We start from the raw sequence: 17157 nt of genomic DNA on the forward strand, positions 1-17157 counted from the left end.
TTTTCCAGGCGCCGGTCACCGAACCGTCCCAAACCAACATCCATCTGCTCCTCCTCGTCCGCGACCGATATCGAGTCAGAGAAAGCTGCCGCCCGCAACAGACAAAGCAGATGTGTGAATGTCGTAGGGCTCGACCCGGGCATCCACGAATTCACGCGAGGCGGTGGTTATGGCCGTGGATGGCCGGGGCAAGCCCGGCCATGACGGAGTGTGAGAGGAAGCGTCGGAGGCTCACTACTCAAGCCAATAGCTCACTGCCTCGTCGTTCACGCCTCCTCACTCACCATCCGCCGATAATCTCGCGGATTATGTCCGGTGCGGCGTTTGAAGAAGCGGCAGAAATAGGCGGGATCTTCGAAGCCGAGTTCGAACGAGAGCTTGGAGATCGGCGCCGCGATATAAATCAGCCGGCGGCAGGCCTCGCGGGTGAGACGGGCATGGACCACGTCGAGGGCGCTCTGGCCGGTCTCGGCTTTCGACAGACGGTTGAGGCGCTCCGGCGTCATGCCGAGTTCGCCGGCATAGCGCTCGATCGGCCAATGCTCGCAATGATGCGCCTCCACCAGCAGCAGGAAGCGGGTGAATTGATCACCGCCGCGCGCCGCATAGCGCGCCTGCCGCTCGCTCTGCTGCGCCAGCCGCCAGACGATGGCGCGGCCGAGCCATAACGGCACCGGGGAATTGCCGACATCCGGCGAGGCGAATTCGTCGGCAAGCTCGGCGAATAATCTGTCGATCCGCATCGTGGCCGCCCCGTCAGGCTCGAACTCCAGGATACGCGCCGCGGCGAACAGGTCGCGGAGCGCCTGGCCGGTCGCCGGCACGTCGCCTTCGATCATCGCGTGCGGGTTGAAGGTGAAAACCTGCCCTTCTGTGAACGGTGAGAACTTAAAGCCATGGACCACGCCGGGCGGCACGATCACCGCGACCGGCCTTTCGCATTGCACGCGCTGCTCATCGAGTGCGATTGTCGCCGTTCCAGAGCCGATCCAGAGGATCTGATGCAGGCTGCTGTGAGCGTGGACGTCGATCTCCCACTGATACAATCGGCTGCGCGACTGAATCGCTTCGACATGCAGCATGTCGACCGGCGCGGCGGGCGTCTCGCCGTACAGCGCGAAGATCGGAATTGCTGCTTTGCGGCGTGCGCGAGCCATTCCGCAGCTAAGACCGAACGTCGGAAAAGTGCAAGTTTTTGTCAGCGCGGCGTCTCACGGGGAGGTCCACCACCAACTACACTCCGACGATTGCCGCGACTAACAGACCAACAACGAACCGGGCGGCCGCAACAAGAGAGGAAATCAGCTCATGTTCAGCTTCGATCCGTATTCGCCCGTCGTCGATGCCGACCCGTTCCCGCTCTACAAGACGCTGCGTGACGAACATCCGGTGTACTGGAGCGAGCCGGCGCAGATGTGGATTCTGTCGCGCTATCTCGACGTCGCTGGCGCCGGCAGCAACTGGCAGGTGTTCTCCTCGGCCAAGGGCAACCTGATGACCGAGCTGCCGAACAGGGCCGGCGCCACGCTCGGCACCACCGATCCACCGCGCCATGACCGGCTGCGCGGGCTGGTGCAGCACGCCTTCATGAAGCGCAATCTCGAAGCGCTGGCCGAACCGATGTGGGAAATCGCCCGCGATGCCGCCGAGGCGCTGCGCGGCCGCGACCAGTTCGATTTCATCGGCGACTTTTCGTCCAAGTTCACCGTGCGTGTACTGTTCGCAGCGCTCGGCCTGCCGATGGGCGATGAGCAGACCGTGCGCGACAAGGCGGTGCTGATGGTGCAGAGCGATCCGGTGACCCGGGCCAAGGGACCGGAGCATCTGGCCGCCTACGCCTGGATGCAGGACTACGCGTCGAGCGTGATCGCGCAGCGCCGTGCCGAGCCGAAGAACGATCTGATCTCGCATTTCAGCATGGCGGAGATCGATGGTGACCGGCTCGACGAGCGCGAGGTGCTGCTCACCACCACTACGCTGATCATGGCGGGCATCGAGTCACTCGGCGGTTTCATGAGCATGCTGGCGTTGAATCTGGCCGATTTCGCCGACGCACGCCGTGCCGTTGTGGCCGATCCGGCGTTGCTGCCGGACGCGGTCGAAGAATCGCTGCGCTACAACACTTCGGCGCAGCGTTTCAAGCGCTGCCTGCAGAGCGACCTGACGCTGCATGGCGTCACCATGAAGGCCGGCGACTTCGTCTGCCTCGCCTACGGCTCGGCCAATCGCGACGAAAGGCAGTTTCCGAATCCGGACGTCTACGACATCACGCGCAAGCCGAAGGGCCATCTCGGCTTCGGCGGCGGCGTGCATGGCTGCCTCGGTTCGGCGATCGCCCGGATGGCGATCAGGATCGCGTTCGACGAGTTCCACAAGGTGGTGCCCGACTACACGCGCACCGAACAGCGGCTGAACTGGATGCCGTCGTCGACCTTCCGCAGTCCACTGCGGCTGGAGTTCGCGGTCGAGCAGGCGTCGGCGCGGTCGGCGGCGTAGCCGCCCCGGGAAGGTCCGATCGGAGCGGCTGTGGACTCAGGTCACGGCCGCTCTTTTCGGTTCGATGATCTCGAACATCCGCGGGAATTCGTCCATCAGTTCCATGAGTTCGGCGAGCTTCATCGGATTGCCGCTGACCTTGATCTTGCCGGCCATCACCGCCTCCGGAAACGAGGTCTGCTTGGCGATCACCTCGTCGAGCAGGCTGCGCGGCAACGCGAAGCCGGCGTCGGCCGTGGCCGATTGGACGCCCGCCACATAGGTCAACGCGCAGTTCTCCAGCGTCAGCACCCAGTCTTCGCCGGTGTCGGTGAACTGCCAGTTCAGCACGATGGTCTTGCCTTCCGCCTTCGGCCCGTTGAGCCGGACGCCGAGCACGTCCCAGATCTGCGAGGTCTTGAGCGCCGACAGCGTCTCGCGCGGCATCCCTGGCCGGGCCGGCATCTTCGGCATGCCGTGCCGCAGTTCCTGGGCGCCGAACAGATAGGCGTTGCGCCAGGTGGCACTCTCGGACTGGTAGCCGAGCTGCTCGAACGTGTCGGCGAGCAGATGCCGGCCTTCCTGGTTGTCGGGATCGGCGAACACCAGATGGCTGAGCGCCTGCGCGATGAAGCGGAATTCGCCGCGGTCGAAGTCGGCGCGCGCCTTCGCCAGCAGCGCGTCCGCGCCGCCCATGTACTCGACGTACTTCTTGCCGGCGTCCACCGGCGGCAGCGGATCGAGATTGGCCGGGTTGGCGTCGTACCAGCCGAGATACTTCTGATAGATCGCCTTCACGTTGTGGCGGATGTGGCCGTAATAGCCGCGCGCGTGCCAGGCGCCATCGAGGCTCTTCGGCAGGCGGATGGTTTCGGCGATCTCGGCGGCATTGAGGCCGTGGTTCATCAACCGCAGCGTCTGGTCGTGAGCGAATTTGTAGATGTCGCGCTGCTGGCGGATCATCAGGTTGATCCGCTTCATGCCCCACACCGGCCAATGGTGCTGCCCGCACATCACCTCGGCCTTGCCGCCCCAGAGCTGCAGCGCCTCTCCGAGATAGCCCGACCACGCCAGCGCATCGCGCACGTCGGCGCCGCGGAACGGCAGCAGATTGTGAAAGTTGTGGGTGCAGTTTTCGGCGAGGTTGAGCAGCCTGTAGCGCGGAACGTAGAAGTGCATCTCCGCTGGCGCTTCGGAGTTCGGCGCCATCTGGAATTCAAAATCGAGGCCGTCGATGCGGCGGGTGTCGCCGGTCGCCTTGATCAGGTCGGTCGGCCGCAGCAGCGCCGTGCTGCCGGCGGCCATCGTCTTGCCGAGGCCGCAATCGACATGGCCGCGGGGCCCCTTGGCGAGCAGCGGGCCGAACTGATACTGCGCGCGCCGCAGCATCGCCGGCCCGGCAATGATGTTCTCGGAGACGGCGTGCTCCATGAACAGGTCGGGAGCGATGATCGGCACCCTTCCGCTCGCGAGTGCGTCGTCGTCGAGCACGCCGCGGGCGCCGCCCCAATGGTCCGCGTGGGTGTGGGTGAAGATCACCGCCACCACCGGCCTGTCGCCGCGGTGGCTGGCATAGAGCTGCATCGCAGCGCGGGCGCCCTCGATCGAGGTCAGGGTGTCGACCACGATCACGCCGCTGTCGCTCTCGATCAGCGTCATGTTGGCGATGTCGAAGCCGCGGACCTGGTACACGCCCGGCACGACCTCGAACAGCCCGTGCTGCATGTTGAGCCGGGATTGCCGCCACAGGCTCGGATCGACGCTCGGTGGCGCGGTTTCGTCGAGCAGAAACCGGTAGGGTTCGAGACTCCAAACCGTGCGGCCCTGGGCGGATTCGACCGCGGCGTGTTCGATGCTGCCGAGAAAGCCACGCGCGGCATCGTCGAAATCGGTGGTGTCGGAGAATGGCAGCTCGTTCAGCACTGCGGCGTGGCGGGCGATCACAGGTGCGGAGGCATCCTTTGGCGCAAGCGCATCGTCTGCGATTCTGGCGGTCTCGCTCATCCTCGGTCTCCTCCGGTCTTCGTCGTCTCTCCGCGACGGGGGCATCTCAACCGATGCAGAAACGGATTGCAATCGCAGGTCCGCACCTTACGATTAGTTCATGAAACGACAGACGCCCGAAGCGGCGCGGCAGGCGAGGGAGATATTCATGAAACTAATCGCGACCATTGCAAAGCTCCCGAAACCCGCCGGACGGAAATTGGTGCAGTTGAGGTTGCAACGCGGCAGGTCGGCTGCCGCGTCGGGCTTGGTGGCCGGCCGATGAGTCTCAGCGTCGATCTGTTCTGGTCGTTCCGGAGCCCGTACAGCTATCTGTCACTGCCCAAGGCGGTGAAGCTGGTCGAGCAATACGACTTCGCCATCAACGCACGGCCGGTGTATCCGCTGGCGGTGCGCGATCCGACCTTCTTCAAGCGAGCCGATCCGAGGTTTGCACGCTACGTCGTACTCGACAGTTTTCGCGTGGCGCAGAAGGAGGGGATTCCGTTTCGCTTCCCGCGGCCGGACCCGATCGTGCAGAACATGCAGACGCTCGAAGTTGCAGCCGAGCAGCCCTACATCACCCGCCTGACGCGGCTCGGCGCCGCAGCCCAACTCGCCGGCCGCGGCCTGCCGTTCATCCGCGAGGTCAGCTCCGTCCTTTATGGCGGGGCGGTTGACAATTGGCACGAGGGCGATCATCTCGCCCATGCGGCCCAGCGGGCCGGGCTCGATCTGGCGCAGCTTGAAGCCGGGATCGCCGCCGATCCCGACAAGTACGACGAAACCATCCGCAGCAACGAGCGCGACCACGCAGCCTCCGGCCACTGGGGCGTGCCGACCTTCGTGTTCGACGGCGAGCCGTTCTTCGGCCAGGATCGGCTCGATCTGTTGCTGTGGCGCCTGCAGCAGCACGGCTTGAAGCAGCGAGGGTAGATCAAGTCGTCATTCCGGGCGCGCGAAGCGCGAACCCGGAATCTCGCGCTGTTCGTGCTAGTCGCTTAACAATCTCGGGACGCCGGGTTCGCGAGCTGCGCTCGCGCCCCGGAATGACCAACGTGTTAGTGCCTCGCCAACTCGACGCTGCCGACTGTTTCTCCGTCGAGCTCGTGGTGGGGGCGACGGGGGGGCATCGATGTCCTGATTGCGCGCAACCAAGGCTCGCATCGGCGCATTCTTGCGCCGGCTGCTCCTCTTGTCGCGTACTCGACTGAAGAATCCGTTCCAGCTCATGCGCTGACGCAAGCGCATTGCCGTATGCGCCGTTGCGGGTTTGCCGAGGCACATTTTCCTCTGTACAGCGAAAAGCGCCGCCGGTCGCGCGGTGATCCTCCGTCAATTGGGGCCCGCGCGTTGTCGATCATTCTCGATCCCTGGTTCTATGCCGTCGCCGTCCCCGCGGTGTTTCTGCTCGGGCTCGCCAAAGGCGGTTTCTCGGGCGTCGGCATCGCCGCGACGCCGCTGCTGGCGCTGTATCTGCCGCCGCTGGAAGCCGCCGGGCTGCTGCTGCCGGTGCTGATCACCCAGGATATGATCTCGCTGTACGTGTATCGGCATCATTGGGATGCGCGCAGCCTCAAGGTGTTGCTGCCCGGCGCGCTGATTGGAATGGCGTTCGCGTGGTGGATGGCCTCAATCGTGTCGGATGATGCGGTGCGGCTTATCGTCGGCGGCGTCGGGCTGGTGTTCGTGCTCAACGTCTGGCTGCGGCCGCACGCTTCGGCCGTGAAGCTGTCGGACGCGGCCGGCGTGTTCTGGGGCGCGGTGTCCGGCTTCACATCGTTCATGACACAAGGCGGCGGTCCGCCCTATCAGGTCTACATGCTGCCGCAGCTTCTGCCGAAGCTGACCCTGGTCGGCACCACCACGATCTTCTTCGCGATCGTCAATCTGCTGAAGATCGGCCCGTACTTCCTGCTCGGGCAGTTCACGCCGTCCAATCTCGGCACCTCGCTGGCCTTGTTGCCGCTCGCCGCGGTGGCCAACATGGCGGGGATCTGGCTGGTGCGGCGGACCCCGACCGGGCTGTTCTACCAGATCGCCTACGTACTGCTGTTCGTGGTGTCGGTGGCGCTGGTGTATCAAGGGCTGTCGGACCTGATCCGCGGCTGATCGCTGAACAATACGAACAACAACAAGGGAGAGAGACCGATGGCGCGGATCGACTATTGCGACGAGGCCACCGCGAGCCCGCGCACCCGCGAGGTGCTGGCCAAGAACCGCAATGCCAACATCTTCCGGATGCTGGCGCATGCGCCGAGCCATTTCGAGCAGTACTGCCGGCTCGGCGGCGCGATCCGGTTCAAGGGCGAACTCGATCCGGTGCTGCGCGAGCTGGCGATCACCCGCACCGGCATCCTGTGCAACGCGCCCTACGAGGTCGCCGCCCACAAGAAGATCGGCGCCGCTGTCGGCGTCAGCGCGGCGCAGAACGACGCGCTCGATGATTGGCGCAGTGCCGACTGCTTCGACGCCACTCAGCGCGCCGCACTGGCCTTCACCGACGAGGTGGTGAAGCTGGATCGGCCGACCGACGCGGTGTTCGACGACATCGCCGCGCGGCTGACGCCGGCGGCGCTGGTGGAACTGCAACTCGCGATCGGCTTCTACATCATGACGTCGAAGTTTCTCGAAACCTTCGGGATCGACCTGCAGCCGGTCGACGACGTGGTGTAGGGCGAGGCGGGGAGGCGCAGTCTGCGCCGCCCCGAGCCGGTTCGGTCAGTTCGAGGTCGGCGGCACGAAATGGTCGACCGAGCTCGACATTTCGCCGGTCTGCGGGTCTTTCACTTCGAAGGTGATGTTGACCGATTTGGTCGGCACCTGCTCGCTCGGCACCAGCACCGACAGCCGCAGTTCGCGGGTCTGGTCCCGGCCGACTTCGACATCGAGCCGGTCCTTGGCGTCCGGATCGATCCCGACCGCCTGTAGCCGTGCGCCGGGCACGCCGCTGACCGACACCTGCATCACGCGGGCGTTCGGGCGCTTGTTGAGCAGGCGCACGGTGTAGTCGTTGCGCACGCCGCCGTCGGACAGCGTGACGAACAGCGGGTTGCGTTCATGCAGCACGTTGATGTCGAGCGACCCTCGCGTCGCCAGCGCGTAAACCATCACGGCGCTGACCAATACGATCAGCCCGGAATACAGCAGCGTGCGGGCGCGGATCGGGCGATACACCGAGGTCTTGCCGGCGAGCCGGCGCTGGATGTTGATGTCGGTGTCGTAGGCGATCAGATCCGGCGGCCGGCCGACCTGCTTCATCACCGTGTTGCAGGCGTCGATGCACAGCCCGCACTGCACGCAGCCGAGCTGCAGGCCCTGGCGGATATCGACGCCGGTGGGGCAGACGTTGACGCATTGATGGCAGTCGATGCAATCGCCGACGGTTTCGCCGTGGGCGCGCACCACCTCGGCCTTCTTCACCGACATCCGCGGTTCGCCGCGATCGTATTTGTAGGTGACGTTGAGGGCCCATTCGTCGGTCAGCGCCGCCTGGATGCGCGGCCACGGGCACATGTAGATGCACACCTGCTCGCGCATGAAGCCGGCGAGGGTGTAGGTGGTGAAGGTGAGGATGCCGATCCAGACATAGGCGACCATCGGCGCCTGGAAGGTGACGAGCTCCTTCACCAGCGTCGGCGCGTCGGCGAAGTACAGCACCCAGGCGCCGCCGGTCCACCACGCGATCATCAGCCAGATGAAATGCTTGAGCGCCAGTTCGCCGACACGGCGCATGGTCAGCCCGTGCCTGTCCTTGCTGATGCGATCGCGGCGGTCGCCTTCGACCAGCCGCTCGACCGCGTAGAACAGGTCGGTCCACACCGTTTGCGGGCACAGATAGCCGCACCACACCCGTCCGGCGAGCGCGTTCATCAGGAACAGCGCGAGGGCGGCCAGAATCAGCAAGCCGGTGAAGTAGTAGACTTCCTGCGGCCACAACTCGATGAAGAAGAAGTAGAACCGCCGCGCCGGCAGATCGATCAGGACCGCCTGGTCGGGCAGGCCCGGGCCGCGATTCCAGCGCAGGAACGGCGTGAAGTAGTAGATCGACAGCGTGATCGCCAACAGCGTCCATTTGATCCGTCGGAAGCGGCCATGGACCGCCTGCGGATAGACTTTCTTGCGGGCCGCATAGAGCGGCCCTTCGATGTTGGTTTCGGACATGGGAGGAAGGCTTTCGCTGGAGCTTCGACCCCGGAGAGGGGAAAGCCGTCTCCGGGCGAAATCACGCGGGATCGAGCAGGCAGGATCGGAGCGCCGCGCGCGGGCGCTCCGATCAAGTCGTTCAGCGCATCGACGGGCGTGCGATCTTGCGGGCGACCAGGAACGAGACTGGCATTGCGATCACGAAGCCGCAGCCGACCGCGATCGGAATCCAATGCATCGCCTGTGCGGACAGGCTCGGCACCACGAGCACCGTGATCATCAACATGCCGGCGAGCGTCGCGCCGCCGATGATCCAAAGCACAACCGCAACCTTAAACATGAATTTCTCCTGTTGCTTTGCCAGGGCTGTTCAGTCCCTGGGACCCGGGCCGAGCGAAGGGCAATCCGGGCTTCAAATGCCTGGGGAACATTTGAATGTGCCCGGACGATATATTTTGGTTCGCTTCTAAGTTTGATCTGGATCAAGCCGTCAGTACCAGAAAACCGCGTGGTTGTAGACACATAAGTAGCCCGGCACCGCTTTGCGATGGGGTGCTGAAAAGACGCCTTCGGGTCAAAAGATATATCTTTACTTCGCCAGATGGCGTGCCTACGTAAGATATATCTTTCAGGAGGTCGTCATGGACGGCGTCGAAAACGGCGGGCGACGATGCGGGTTTGGGATGCCCGGGTGCCGGTGGGGCCGCCGAGGCATGGGCGGTCGCGGAATGGGCGGCGGCGAGATGATGCGCGCCGGCCGGATGCTGGCGCAGGGCGACCTCAAGCTGATCGCGCTGGCGCTGATCGCCGAGCAGCCGCGCCACGGCTACGACATCATCAAGATGATCGAGGAGAAGACCGCCGGTTTCTACGCCCCGAGTCCGGGCGTGGTGTATCCGACGCTGACTTTCCTCGAAGAAACCGGACACGTCATCGCCCAGCCGGAAGGCGCCAAGAAGCTCTATGTCGCCACCGACGACGGGCTTGAGCACCTCGCAGCCAACCGGGCTCTGGCGAATGCGGTGTTCGATCGCCTCGCCGCGTTCGGCGACATGATGCGGCAGCAAAATGGCGACGGCGGAGCGGACGGCAACGATCTGCCGCCGCTGCTGCGCGCCGCGCTCGACAACCTGCGGGAAGTCGCGATCCGCCAGATCGTCAAAGACCCGGACAACGAAGCAGAGCTTGTTGCGATCCTCGCCCGCGCCGCCGGCGAGCTTCGCAAGACGTAGGTGCGGAATCGGTCCGCACCATTGGACGACGCATTCGACCGCACGACGGAACGGCAACCCGCCGGGCGGACAACATTCAGGAGACGACAATGACCGCCATTACGTCTGAACAACCGAACCGTCGCGACGTGTTGTACTTGGCGACCGGCGCCCTGGCCGCAGTCGGAACGGCCGCTCTGGTGTGGCCGTTCGTATCTCAGCTCAATCCGGATGCCGGGACCATTGCGGCCGGCTTCCCGCTCGAAGTCGACCTGGCGCCGATTGCGGAAGGTCAGGTCGTGAAGGTGTTCTGGCGCGGCCAGCCGATCTTCATCAATCATCGGACGCCGAAGGAAATCGAGTCGGCGCAATCGGCCGATTGGCAGAGCTTCCGTGATCCGGAGCCGGACTCGGCCCGCGTCAAGCCAGGGAAGGAGCAGTGGCTGGTGGTGTCGGCGATCTGCACCCACCTCGGCTGCGTGCCGACCGAGCATCAGGGCAATTACGACGGCTGGTTCTGTCAGTGCCACGGCTCGCAGTACGACTCCGCCGGCCGCATCCGGCTGGGGCCGGCGCCGCGCAACCTGCCGCTGGTGCCCTACAAGTTCGCCACCGACACCCAGATCATTATCGGCGAGACCTGAGCGCGGCGCAGCCACAATCGAACTTGTCATGCGCGGGCTCGACCCGCCTGCGCGGCCGTAGCCGCTTCGGCGTGGCGAAGGCCCGCGCGTCCATCGCGCACGTCAGCGCGCGCCCGAGTTCGCGCGACGTGGATGGATTGCCGGGTCAAACCCGGCAATGACGATCCATCGGTCGTTCCTGCGCGCCCGGCCGTGTTGAAGCCGCTGGGGCCGCCCTTCCTTCACTCACACTTTCCGAAAGCCCAATCATGCTGATCGCAGTTGCCAGCCAGAATTTCCGCACCGTGACCGGCCACGCCGGCAAGACCCGCCGCTTCCTGGTGTTCGATGCGGCGCCGTGCCGCCCGCCTCAGGAGATCGACCGGCTCGACCTGCCGAAGGAGATGTCGATCCATGAATTCAAGGAAGACGGTGCGCATCCGCTCGACAAGGTCAGCGTAGTGATCGCCGGCAGCGCCGGGCCAGGCTTTCTCGCGCGGATGGCCGCGCGCGGCGTGGTCGCAATCACCACGTCCGAGACTGATCCGGTCACCGCCATCCAGAACTACCTGGCCGGGTCGCTGCCGCCGGCAGCGCCGCACGATCATGACGACGAGGAGGAAGAGGGCGGCTGCAACTGCAATTGCGGACGCGCGGCCTGAGCGCTGCATCGCTTCGTCATTGCGAGGAGCGAAGCGACGAAGCAATCCAAGGCCCCGTGCTCGGCGCTCCGGGATTGCTTCGCTTCGCTCACAAGGACGGAGCGCTTCTCTTCATGATGGATTGCCGGGTCGAGGCCCGGCAATGACGTGCTCGATGTGCCGCGCGCGCTTACGAAAACGCGTTGCCGGCCGGACGGCCGAGTTTTTTGAACACGATCGCCGCTGGGCAGAAGCCCGTGAACGATGCCTGGATCATGTTGACCCCAGCGAATGCCGTCAGCAGCAGCCAATAGGGGCTGACCAGCCAGCCGAGCGCGAGGCTCACCAGCACGACGGTGCCGGCGAAGGCGAGCACGGTTTGATCGAGATTCATCGCAGTCTTCCTCCTGTGTGACGGCCCCGCCGTCCGCGTTCGTGTTGACTATATATTCGAATAATTGTATATACGCAAATATGAAAATAACAGACGATCCGATGGTGGTTGCCGCCGACCAGGCCAGCGAGCTTCTGAAGGCGCTGTCGAACCGGCATAGGTTGCTGATCATCTGCCAGTTGGTGGACGGCGAGCGCTCGGTCGGCGAACTCGCCGAAGCGCTGGATCTGCGCGACTCGACGGTGTCGCAGCATCTTGCGCTGCTGCGGCGCGACGGGCTGGTGTCGGCGCGACGCGATGCGCAGTCGATTTTCTATTCGATCACCAGCGAACCGGCACGCGAAGTGCTGACGACACTGTACCGGGTATTCTGCCCGGGGCAGGCGATCGCAATAACGGGCCGCAAACCTGCAAGGGCATGACATGGGACTGCGATGGACGATGAGCGGCGCGGTCGCCGCATTGCTGCTGGGAGCGGTGGCAGCGCATGCCGCGGCGACGCTGACCGTGGCGGAGACCAGAATCTCCGACGAGAAGGCGGTATTCGCCACCGTTGAAAGTATCAGCGTGGTGCCGGCCCGCGCGCGGATCGGCGGCACGGTGGTGGCGCTGAAAGTGCGGGAAGGCGACAGCGTCACCCGCGGACAGGAGATCGCGACCATCGGCGACGACAAGCTGACGCTGCAGATGAACTCGCTCGATGCCCAGATTCAGGCGCTGCAGGCGCAGGCCAGCCAGGCGCAGATCGACTACGACCGCACTTCGGGGCTGGTCGAGCGCGGCACGCTGCCGCGCACCAAACTGGACGAAGCCCGCACCGCACTCAACGTCGCCGAGAACAACCTGCGCGCCAAGACTGCAGAGCGGTCGGTGGTGCAGCAGCAGTTCAAGGAAGGTCAGGTGCTGTCGCCGGACGGCGGACGCGTGCTGAAGAAGATGATCACCGTCGGTTCGGTGGTGCTGCAGGGTGATCCGATCGTCACCGTGGCGCAGCAGCACTACAAGCTGCGGCTGCGGGTGCCGGAGCGGCACGCCCGCTTCCTCAAGGCCGGCGACAAGGTCCGGGTCGACGGCAGCGAGTTCGGTGACAAGGCCGCGAAGTTCGGCACCATCGATCTGGTGTATCCGCAGATCGAGGACGGCCGCGTTGTCGCCGACGCCACCGTCGAGGGGCTGCCGCAATACTTCGTCGGCGACCGGCTGCGGGTGTGGATCTCCGGCGGTGAGCGCGAGGCCTTCGTGATTCCGGCGAAGTTCATCACCACCGAATTCGGTATCGACTACGTTCATGTCGGTGAGCCCGGCAAGACCGTGGCGGTGCCGGTGCAGCGTGGCCGCGAACATCCGACCGAAAGCATGCCCGACGGGCTCGAGATTCTCTCGGGTCTGCGTAATGGTGACAAGTTGGTGCAGCCGTGAATCTGGGAATCTCAGGCCGTCTGACCAAGGCGACCATTCAATCGCCGTTGACTCCGCTGTTTCTGCTGGCGTCGCTGATCGCCGGGCTGATCGCACTCGCGACCATTCCGCGTGAGGAAGAGCCGCAGATCAGCGTGCCGATGGTCGACATCCGCATCAATGCCGACGGCCTGCGCGCGCCGGATGCGGTCGAGCTGGTGACCAAGCCGCTGGAGGCAATCGTCAAGGGCATCGACGGCGTCGAGCACGTCTATAGCCAGACTGAAGACGATCGCGTCATGGTCACGGCGCGGTTTTTGGTCGGCACCACCGCCGACGACGCGATCCTGCGCGTGCACGAGAAGATCCGCGCCAATATCGGCAGCATCCCGGTCGGCATCCCCGAGCCGCTGATCGTCGGCCGCGGCATCAACGATGTCGCCGTCACGGTGTTGACGCTGTCGCCGAAACCGGAGGCCGCGGCGCGCTGGACCGATAAAGACCTCTATGAACTCGCCGACAAGCTGCGCTCCGAGCTGATGAAGGTCGACAGCATCGGCCTGACCTACATCTCCGGCGGCGGCGCGCAGCAGATCCGGGTCGAGCCCGATCCGGAGAAACTGTCGCTGTACGGCGTGACGCTGCAGCAGCTCGTCGCCAAGGTGAAGGACGCCAACCGCTCGTTCCTCGCCGGCAGCGTGCGCGACGCCGGCACGATGCGTAGCGTTTCCGCCGGCCAGACCCTGATGGGCATTCCCGACATCGGCCTGTTGCTGATCTCGACCCGCGACAACCGCCCGGTCTACGTCAAGGATGTCGCCTCGGTGATCATCGGCCCGAACATGGCCGAGCACCGGGTGTGGAACGACGCCCGCGACGCCGGCGGCAAATGGGACCGCGTGTCGGCGGTGACGCTCGCGCTCGCCAAGCGCGCCGGCGCCAACGCCGTGGTGGTGTCGCACGACATCAAGGCGCGGCTGGCGACGCTTCAAGGCTCGCTGATCCCGAAGGACGTCGCTGTCACCATCACCCGCGACTACGGCGAGACCGCCAACGAGAAGGCCAACGAGCTGCTGTTTCACCTCGGCCTCGCCACGATCTCGATCGTGGTGCTGATCGCGATTGCGATCGGCTGGCGTGAGGCGATCGTTACCGCGGTGGTGATCCCGACCACGATTTTGTTGACGCTGTTTGCCGCCAATCTGATGGGTTACACCATCAACCGCGTCAGTCTGTTCGCGCTGATCTTCTCGATCGGCATCCTGGTCGACGACGCCATCGTGGTCGTCGAGAACATCGCCCGGCATTGGGGGATGAAGGACGGACGACCTCGGCTGCAGGCCACCATCGAGGCGGTGGCCGAGGTCGGCAATCCGACGGTGATCGCGACACTCACCGTGATCGCGGCGCTGCTGCCGATGCTGTTCGTGTCCGGGCTGATGGGGCCGTACATGGCGCCGATTCCGGCCAATGCGTCGGCCGCGATGCTGTTCTCGTTCTTCGTCGCCATGATGGTGGCGCCCTGGCTGATGCTGAAGCTGGCGCCGAAGCAGGGCACAGCGATCGCCGCGCACGGCGACTACGACGAAGGCCGGCTCGGCCGGCTGTATCGCCGCTTCGCCTCGCCGATCGTCGCCAGCAAGCGGGCATCGTGGATCTTCCTGCTCGGCGTCGGCATCGCCACGCTGATGTCGATGGCGCTGTTCTACACCAAGTCGGTGACCGTGAAGTTGCTGCCATTCGACAACAAGAGCGAGATCGCCGTGGTGCTCGATCTGCCCGAAGGCGCCACGCTGGAGGACACCGAGCGCACTCTGTTCGCGGCGGCCGATATCGCCCGCGGCCTGCCCGAGATCACCTCGGTGCAGACCTTCGCGGGCACGCCCGCGCCGTTCAACTTCAACGGTCTGGTCCGGCACTATTACTTGCGGGAGCGACCCGAACTCGGCGAGCTGCAGGTCAATCTGCAAGAGCGCGGAGAGCGCAGCCGCGCCAGCCACGACATCGCGCTCGACCTGCGCAAGCGGTTGCAGGCGCTGAAGCTGCCCGAAGGCTCGAGCCTCAAGGTGGTGGAGGTGCCGCCCGGCCCGCCGGTGCTGTCGACGCTGCTGGCGGAAGTCTACGGTCCCGACGCCTCCACCCGCCGCGCGGTCGCCGCCGAGGTCGAGGAGATCTTCAAGCAGGTGCCGTTCATCGTCGACGTCGACAACTCGATCGGTGAACCGCGGCCGCGGCTGCGGCTGTCAATCGATCAGGACCGGCTGGAGTTCTTCGGCGTCGAGCAGAAGGACGTCTACGACACCATCCAGGCGCTGTTCGGCGGCACCTCGATCGGCTACTCGCATCGCGGCGAAGGCCGCAATCCGATCGCCATCACGGTCGGGCTGCCGAAGCGCGATCTCGAATGGAACGAGGCGCTGGCGTCGACGCCGGTGCCGGCGAATTCGCAGCCGGGCAGCAAGACCGTGGTCGAACTCGGCCAATTGGTGAAGGCCACCAAGGAAGTCGGCTCGCCGATGATCTTCCGCCGCGACGGCCGGTTCGCCGACATGGTGATGGCCGAGCTCGCCGGGAAGTTCGAAGCGCCGCTGTACGGCATGCTCGAGGTCGACAAGCTGATCGAAACCCACGACTGGGGCAAACTGCCGAAGCCGGCGATCAGCATGCACGGCCAGCCGTCCGACGAGTCCAAGCCGACTGTGTTGTGGGACGGCGAGTGGGAGATCACCTGGGTGACGTTCCGCGACATGGGCGCGGCGTTCGGTGCGGCGATCCTCGGCATCTACGTGCTGGTGGTGGCGCAGTTCAAGAGCTTCAAGCTTCCGCTGGTGATCCTGACGCCGATCCCGCTGACGCTGATCGGCATCCTGATCGGCCACTGGCTGCTCGGGGCACCGTTCACCGCAACCTCGATGATCGGCTTCATCGCACTCGCCGGCATCATCGTGCGCAACTCGATCCTGCTGGTCGATTTCATCCGGCACTCGGGCGGGGCGGATAAGTCGTTGCGCGAGGTCGTGCTCGAAGCCGGCGCGGTCCGGTTCAAGCCGATCCTGCTCACCGCGCTGGCGGCGATGATCGGCGCGGCGACGATCCTGCTCGACCCGATTTTCCAGGGCCTCGCGATCTCGCTGCTGTTCGGCTTAGCGTCGTCGACATTGCTGACGGTGCTGGTGATTCCGGCGATCTACATCGTGCTGCGCGACAAATCGCCGACCCCGCCGGCGACCTCAAAGTGATGGCGCAGGGGACCGATCCGAGGCACAACAGGGCCGCCCCTTGAACCTGGGGCGGCTCTGAGGACTGGAACCGATGATGATCACCCGACGGTCGGCCGTGACGGCAGCGCTGGCGCTGGCTCCTGCGCTCGCGACCAGCAAGATCCTGGCGGCGCCGACCGCGCCCGATGAGGAGGATGTGCTGTCGACCAACGCGGTGCTGTACGACGCCGAGATTCCGGTCGCCGGCAATCCCAAGGGCGACATCACCATCGTCGAGTGGTCCGACTATCGCTGCCCGTATTGCAAGAAGGTCGCTCCCGATCTGATGCAGGTCGTCAAGGAGGACGGCAACATCCGCCTCGTGCTGAAGGACTGGCCGATCTTCGGCGGCGTCTCGGTCGAGGCGGCCAAGCTGGTCCTGGCGTCCAAATACCAGGGCAAGTTTCTCGAAGCGCACGAGGCGCTGATCCGCGCGCCCTCCAAGCTGACCGATTCCAATCTCGACGAGACGCTCAAAACCGGCGGCATCGACGTGGCGCGCACTACCAAGGACCTCGACGCCAACCGCGCGACGATCGAGGCAATTCTGAAGCGCAACGACACCCAGGCCAAGGCGCTCGGATTTCAGGGAACGCCGTCGTTCATCGTCGGCCGGTTCCGCGTTCCCGGCGTGCTCGACGTCGCGTTGTTCAAGCAAGCGATCAAGGACGCCCGCGCGGCGGCCAAGAAGAACGAGAAGAAGTAATAGGTTCGTCAGCGTTTCCTCCTCGTCATTGCGAGGAGCGAAGCGACGAAGCAATCCAAGCTGCGTCTGTGGCCTGGATTGCTTCGCTTCGCTCGCAATTGTGCGAGTTCACTAATTCGTTGATCGCATGGTTTTGTCGGCGGCGAAGTCCTTTGGGGTTTTGCCGCCGAGGGCCTGGTGAGGCCGGAAGTTGTTGTAATAGACCATGTATTCGAACAACTCGTTGGCGAAGTGGTCGAGGTTGTCGAAGGTGGCGCCTTCGATCACGTCCTCGTCGAGCGTCCGCCAGAAGCGCTCGATTTTGCCGTTGGTCTGGGGGC

General features: G+C 64.8%; 17 protein-coding genes. 11 read left to right on the top strand and 6 right to left on the bottom strand.

The window, feature by feature from the left end; all coding sequences use genetic code 11:
- Nucleotides 1-266 precede the first annotated feature (266 nt).
- Complete coding sequence (locus DY468_RS22500; RefSeq protein ID WP_164607548.1) at nt 267-1157, bottom strand: helix-turn-helix domain-containing protein; 891 nt, start codon at nt 1155-1157, stop codon at nt 267-269.
- Nucleotides 1158-1308: 151 nt separating this feature from the next.
- On the opposite strand from DY468_RS22500, the gene DY468_RS22505 reads away from it, so the two are divergent.
- Nucleotides 1309-2496: a cytochrome P450 gene (locus tag DY468_RS22505; protein ID WP_164607549.1), complete on the top strand. Its 1188-nt coding sequence runs from the start codon at nt 1309-1311 to the stop codon at nt 2494-2496.
- A 36-nt stretch (nt 2497-2532) separates the two neighbouring features.
- On the opposite strand, the gene DY468_RS22510 is transcribed toward DY468_RS22505, so the two are convergent.
- Nucleotides 2533-4479, bottom strand: coding sequence for an alkyl/aryl-sulfatase (locus tag DY468_RS22510; RefSeq protein ID WP_164607551.1), 1947 nt, complete (start codon nt 4477-4479; stop codon nt 2533-2535).
- Nucleotides 4480-4740: 261 nt separating this feature from the next.
- On the opposite strand from DY468_RS22510, the gene DY468_RS22515 reads away from it, so the two are divergent.
- From DY468_RS22515 to DY468_RS22525, 3 genes are all read left to right on the top strand, one after another.
- Nucleotides 4741-5394, top strand: coding sequence for a 2-hydroxychromene-2-carboxylate isomerase (locus tag DY468_RS22515; RefSeq protein WP_164607553.1), 654 nt, complete (start codon nt 4741-4743; stop codon nt 5392-5394).
- A 417-nt stretch (nt 5395-5811) separates the two neighbouring features.
- Nucleotides 5812-6570: a sulfite exporter TauE/SafE family protein gene (locus DY468_RS22520; RefSeq protein ID WP_164607555.1), complete on the top strand. Its 759-nt coding sequence runs from the start codon at nt 5812-5814 to the stop codon at nt 6568-6570.
- Between the two features lie 39 nt (nt 6571-6609).
- On the top strand, nt 6610-7134 hold the full coding sequence (locus DY468_RS22525; protein WP_164607557.1) for a carboxymuconolactone decarboxylase family protein: 525 nt from the start codon (nt 6610-6612) through the stop codon (nt 7132-7134).
- A 45-nt stretch (nt 7135-7179) separates the two neighbouring features.
- Here DY468_RS22525 and ccoG read toward each other — a convergent pair whose 3' ends face one another.
- Together ccoG and DY468_RS22535 are read right to left on the bottom strand one after the other, a co-directional pair.
- Nucleotides 7180-8622, bottom strand: a complete 1443-nt coding sequence (ccoG, locus tag DY468_RS22530; RefSeq protein ID WP_164607560.1) for a cytochrome c oxidase accessory protein CcoG — start codon at nt 8620-8622, stop codon at nt 7180-7182.
- A 121-nt stretch (nt 8623-8743) separates the two neighbouring features.
- Nucleotides 8744-8944: a hypothetical protein gene (locus tag DY468_RS22535; protein ID WP_164607562.1), complete on the bottom strand. Its 201-nt coding sequence runs from the start codon at nt 8942-8944 to the stop codon at nt 8744-8746.
- A gap of 301 nt (nt 8945-9245) precedes the next feature.
- Here DY468_RS22535 and DY468_RS22540 point away from each other — a divergent pair, with 301 nt between their 5' ends.
- From DY468_RS22540 to DY468_RS22550, 3 genes are all read left to right on the top strand, one after another.
- On the top strand, nt 9246-9836 hold the full coding sequence (locus DY468_RS22540) for a PadR family transcriptional regulator (RefSeq protein WP_164607564.1): 591 nt from the start codon (nt 9246-9248) through the stop codon (nt 9834-9836).
- A gap of 89 nt (nt 9837-9925) precedes the next feature.
- Nucleotides 9926-10459, top strand: coding sequence for a ubiquinol-cytochrome c reductase iron-sulfur subunit (gene petA, locus DY468_RS22545; RefSeq protein ID WP_164607566.1), 534 nt, complete (start codon nt 9926-9928; stop codon nt 10457-10459).
- A gap of 248 nt (nt 10460-10707) precedes the next feature.
- Nucleotides 10708-11100 carry a NifB/NifX family molybdenum-iron cluster-binding protein gene (locus tag DY468_RS22550; RefSeq protein WP_164607568.1) on the top strand — a complete coding sequence of 131 codons (393 nt, stop codon included), beginning with the start codon at nt 10708-10710 and terminating at the stop codon, nt 11098-11100.
- 169 nt (nt 11101-11269) lie between these two features.
- Here DY468_RS22550 and DY468_RS22555 read toward each other — a convergent pair whose 3' ends face one another.
- Entirely contained in the window at nt 11270-11473 is a 204-nt protein-coding gene (locus DY468_RS22555) for a YgaP family membrane protein (RefSeq protein ID WP_013500959.1), read from the bottom strand.
- 80 nt (nt 11474-11553) lie between these two features.
- On the opposite strand from DY468_RS22555, the gene DY468_RS22560 reads away from it, so the two are divergent.
- From DY468_RS22560 to DY468_RS22575, 4 genes are all read left to right on the top strand, one after another.
- Entirely contained in the window at nt 11554-11895 is a 342-nt protein-coding gene (locus DY468_RS22560; RefSeq protein WP_164607570.1) for an ArsR/SmtB family transcription factor, read from the top strand.
- A 1-nt stretch (nt 11896) separates the two neighbouring features.
- Entirely contained in the window at nt 11897-12892 is a 996-nt protein-coding gene (locus tag DY468_RS22565) for an efflux RND transporter periplasmic adaptor subunit (protein ID WP_164607572.1), read from the top strand.
- A complete protein-coding gene (locus tag DY468_RS22570; protein WP_164607575.1) occupies nt 12889-16110 on the top strand; it encodes an efflux RND transporter permease subunit in 3222 nt (1073 codons plus the stop codon). Before DY468_RS22565 ends, DY468_RS22570 begins: the two co-directional genes overlap by 4 nt.
- A gap of 73 nt (nt 16111-16183) precedes the next feature.
- On the top strand, nt 16184-16837 hold the full coding sequence (locus DY468_RS22575) for a DsbA family protein (RefSeq protein WP_164607577.1): 654 nt from the start codon (nt 16184-16186) through the stop codon (nt 16835-16837).
- A gap of 111 nt (nt 16838-16948) precedes the next feature.
- Here DY468_RS22575 and DY468_RS22580 read toward each other — a convergent pair.
- On the bottom strand, nt 16949-17157 hold a 209-nt coding region (locus tag DY468_RS22580; protein WP_164606053.1), incomplete at its 5' end, for an integrase core domain-containing protein.

It is taken from the genome of Rhodopseudomonas sp. BR0M22, assembly GCF_010907035.1.
Taxonomy (GTDB): Bacteria; Pseudomonadota; Alphaproteobacteria; order Rhizobiales; family Xanthobacteraceae; genus Rhodopseudomonas.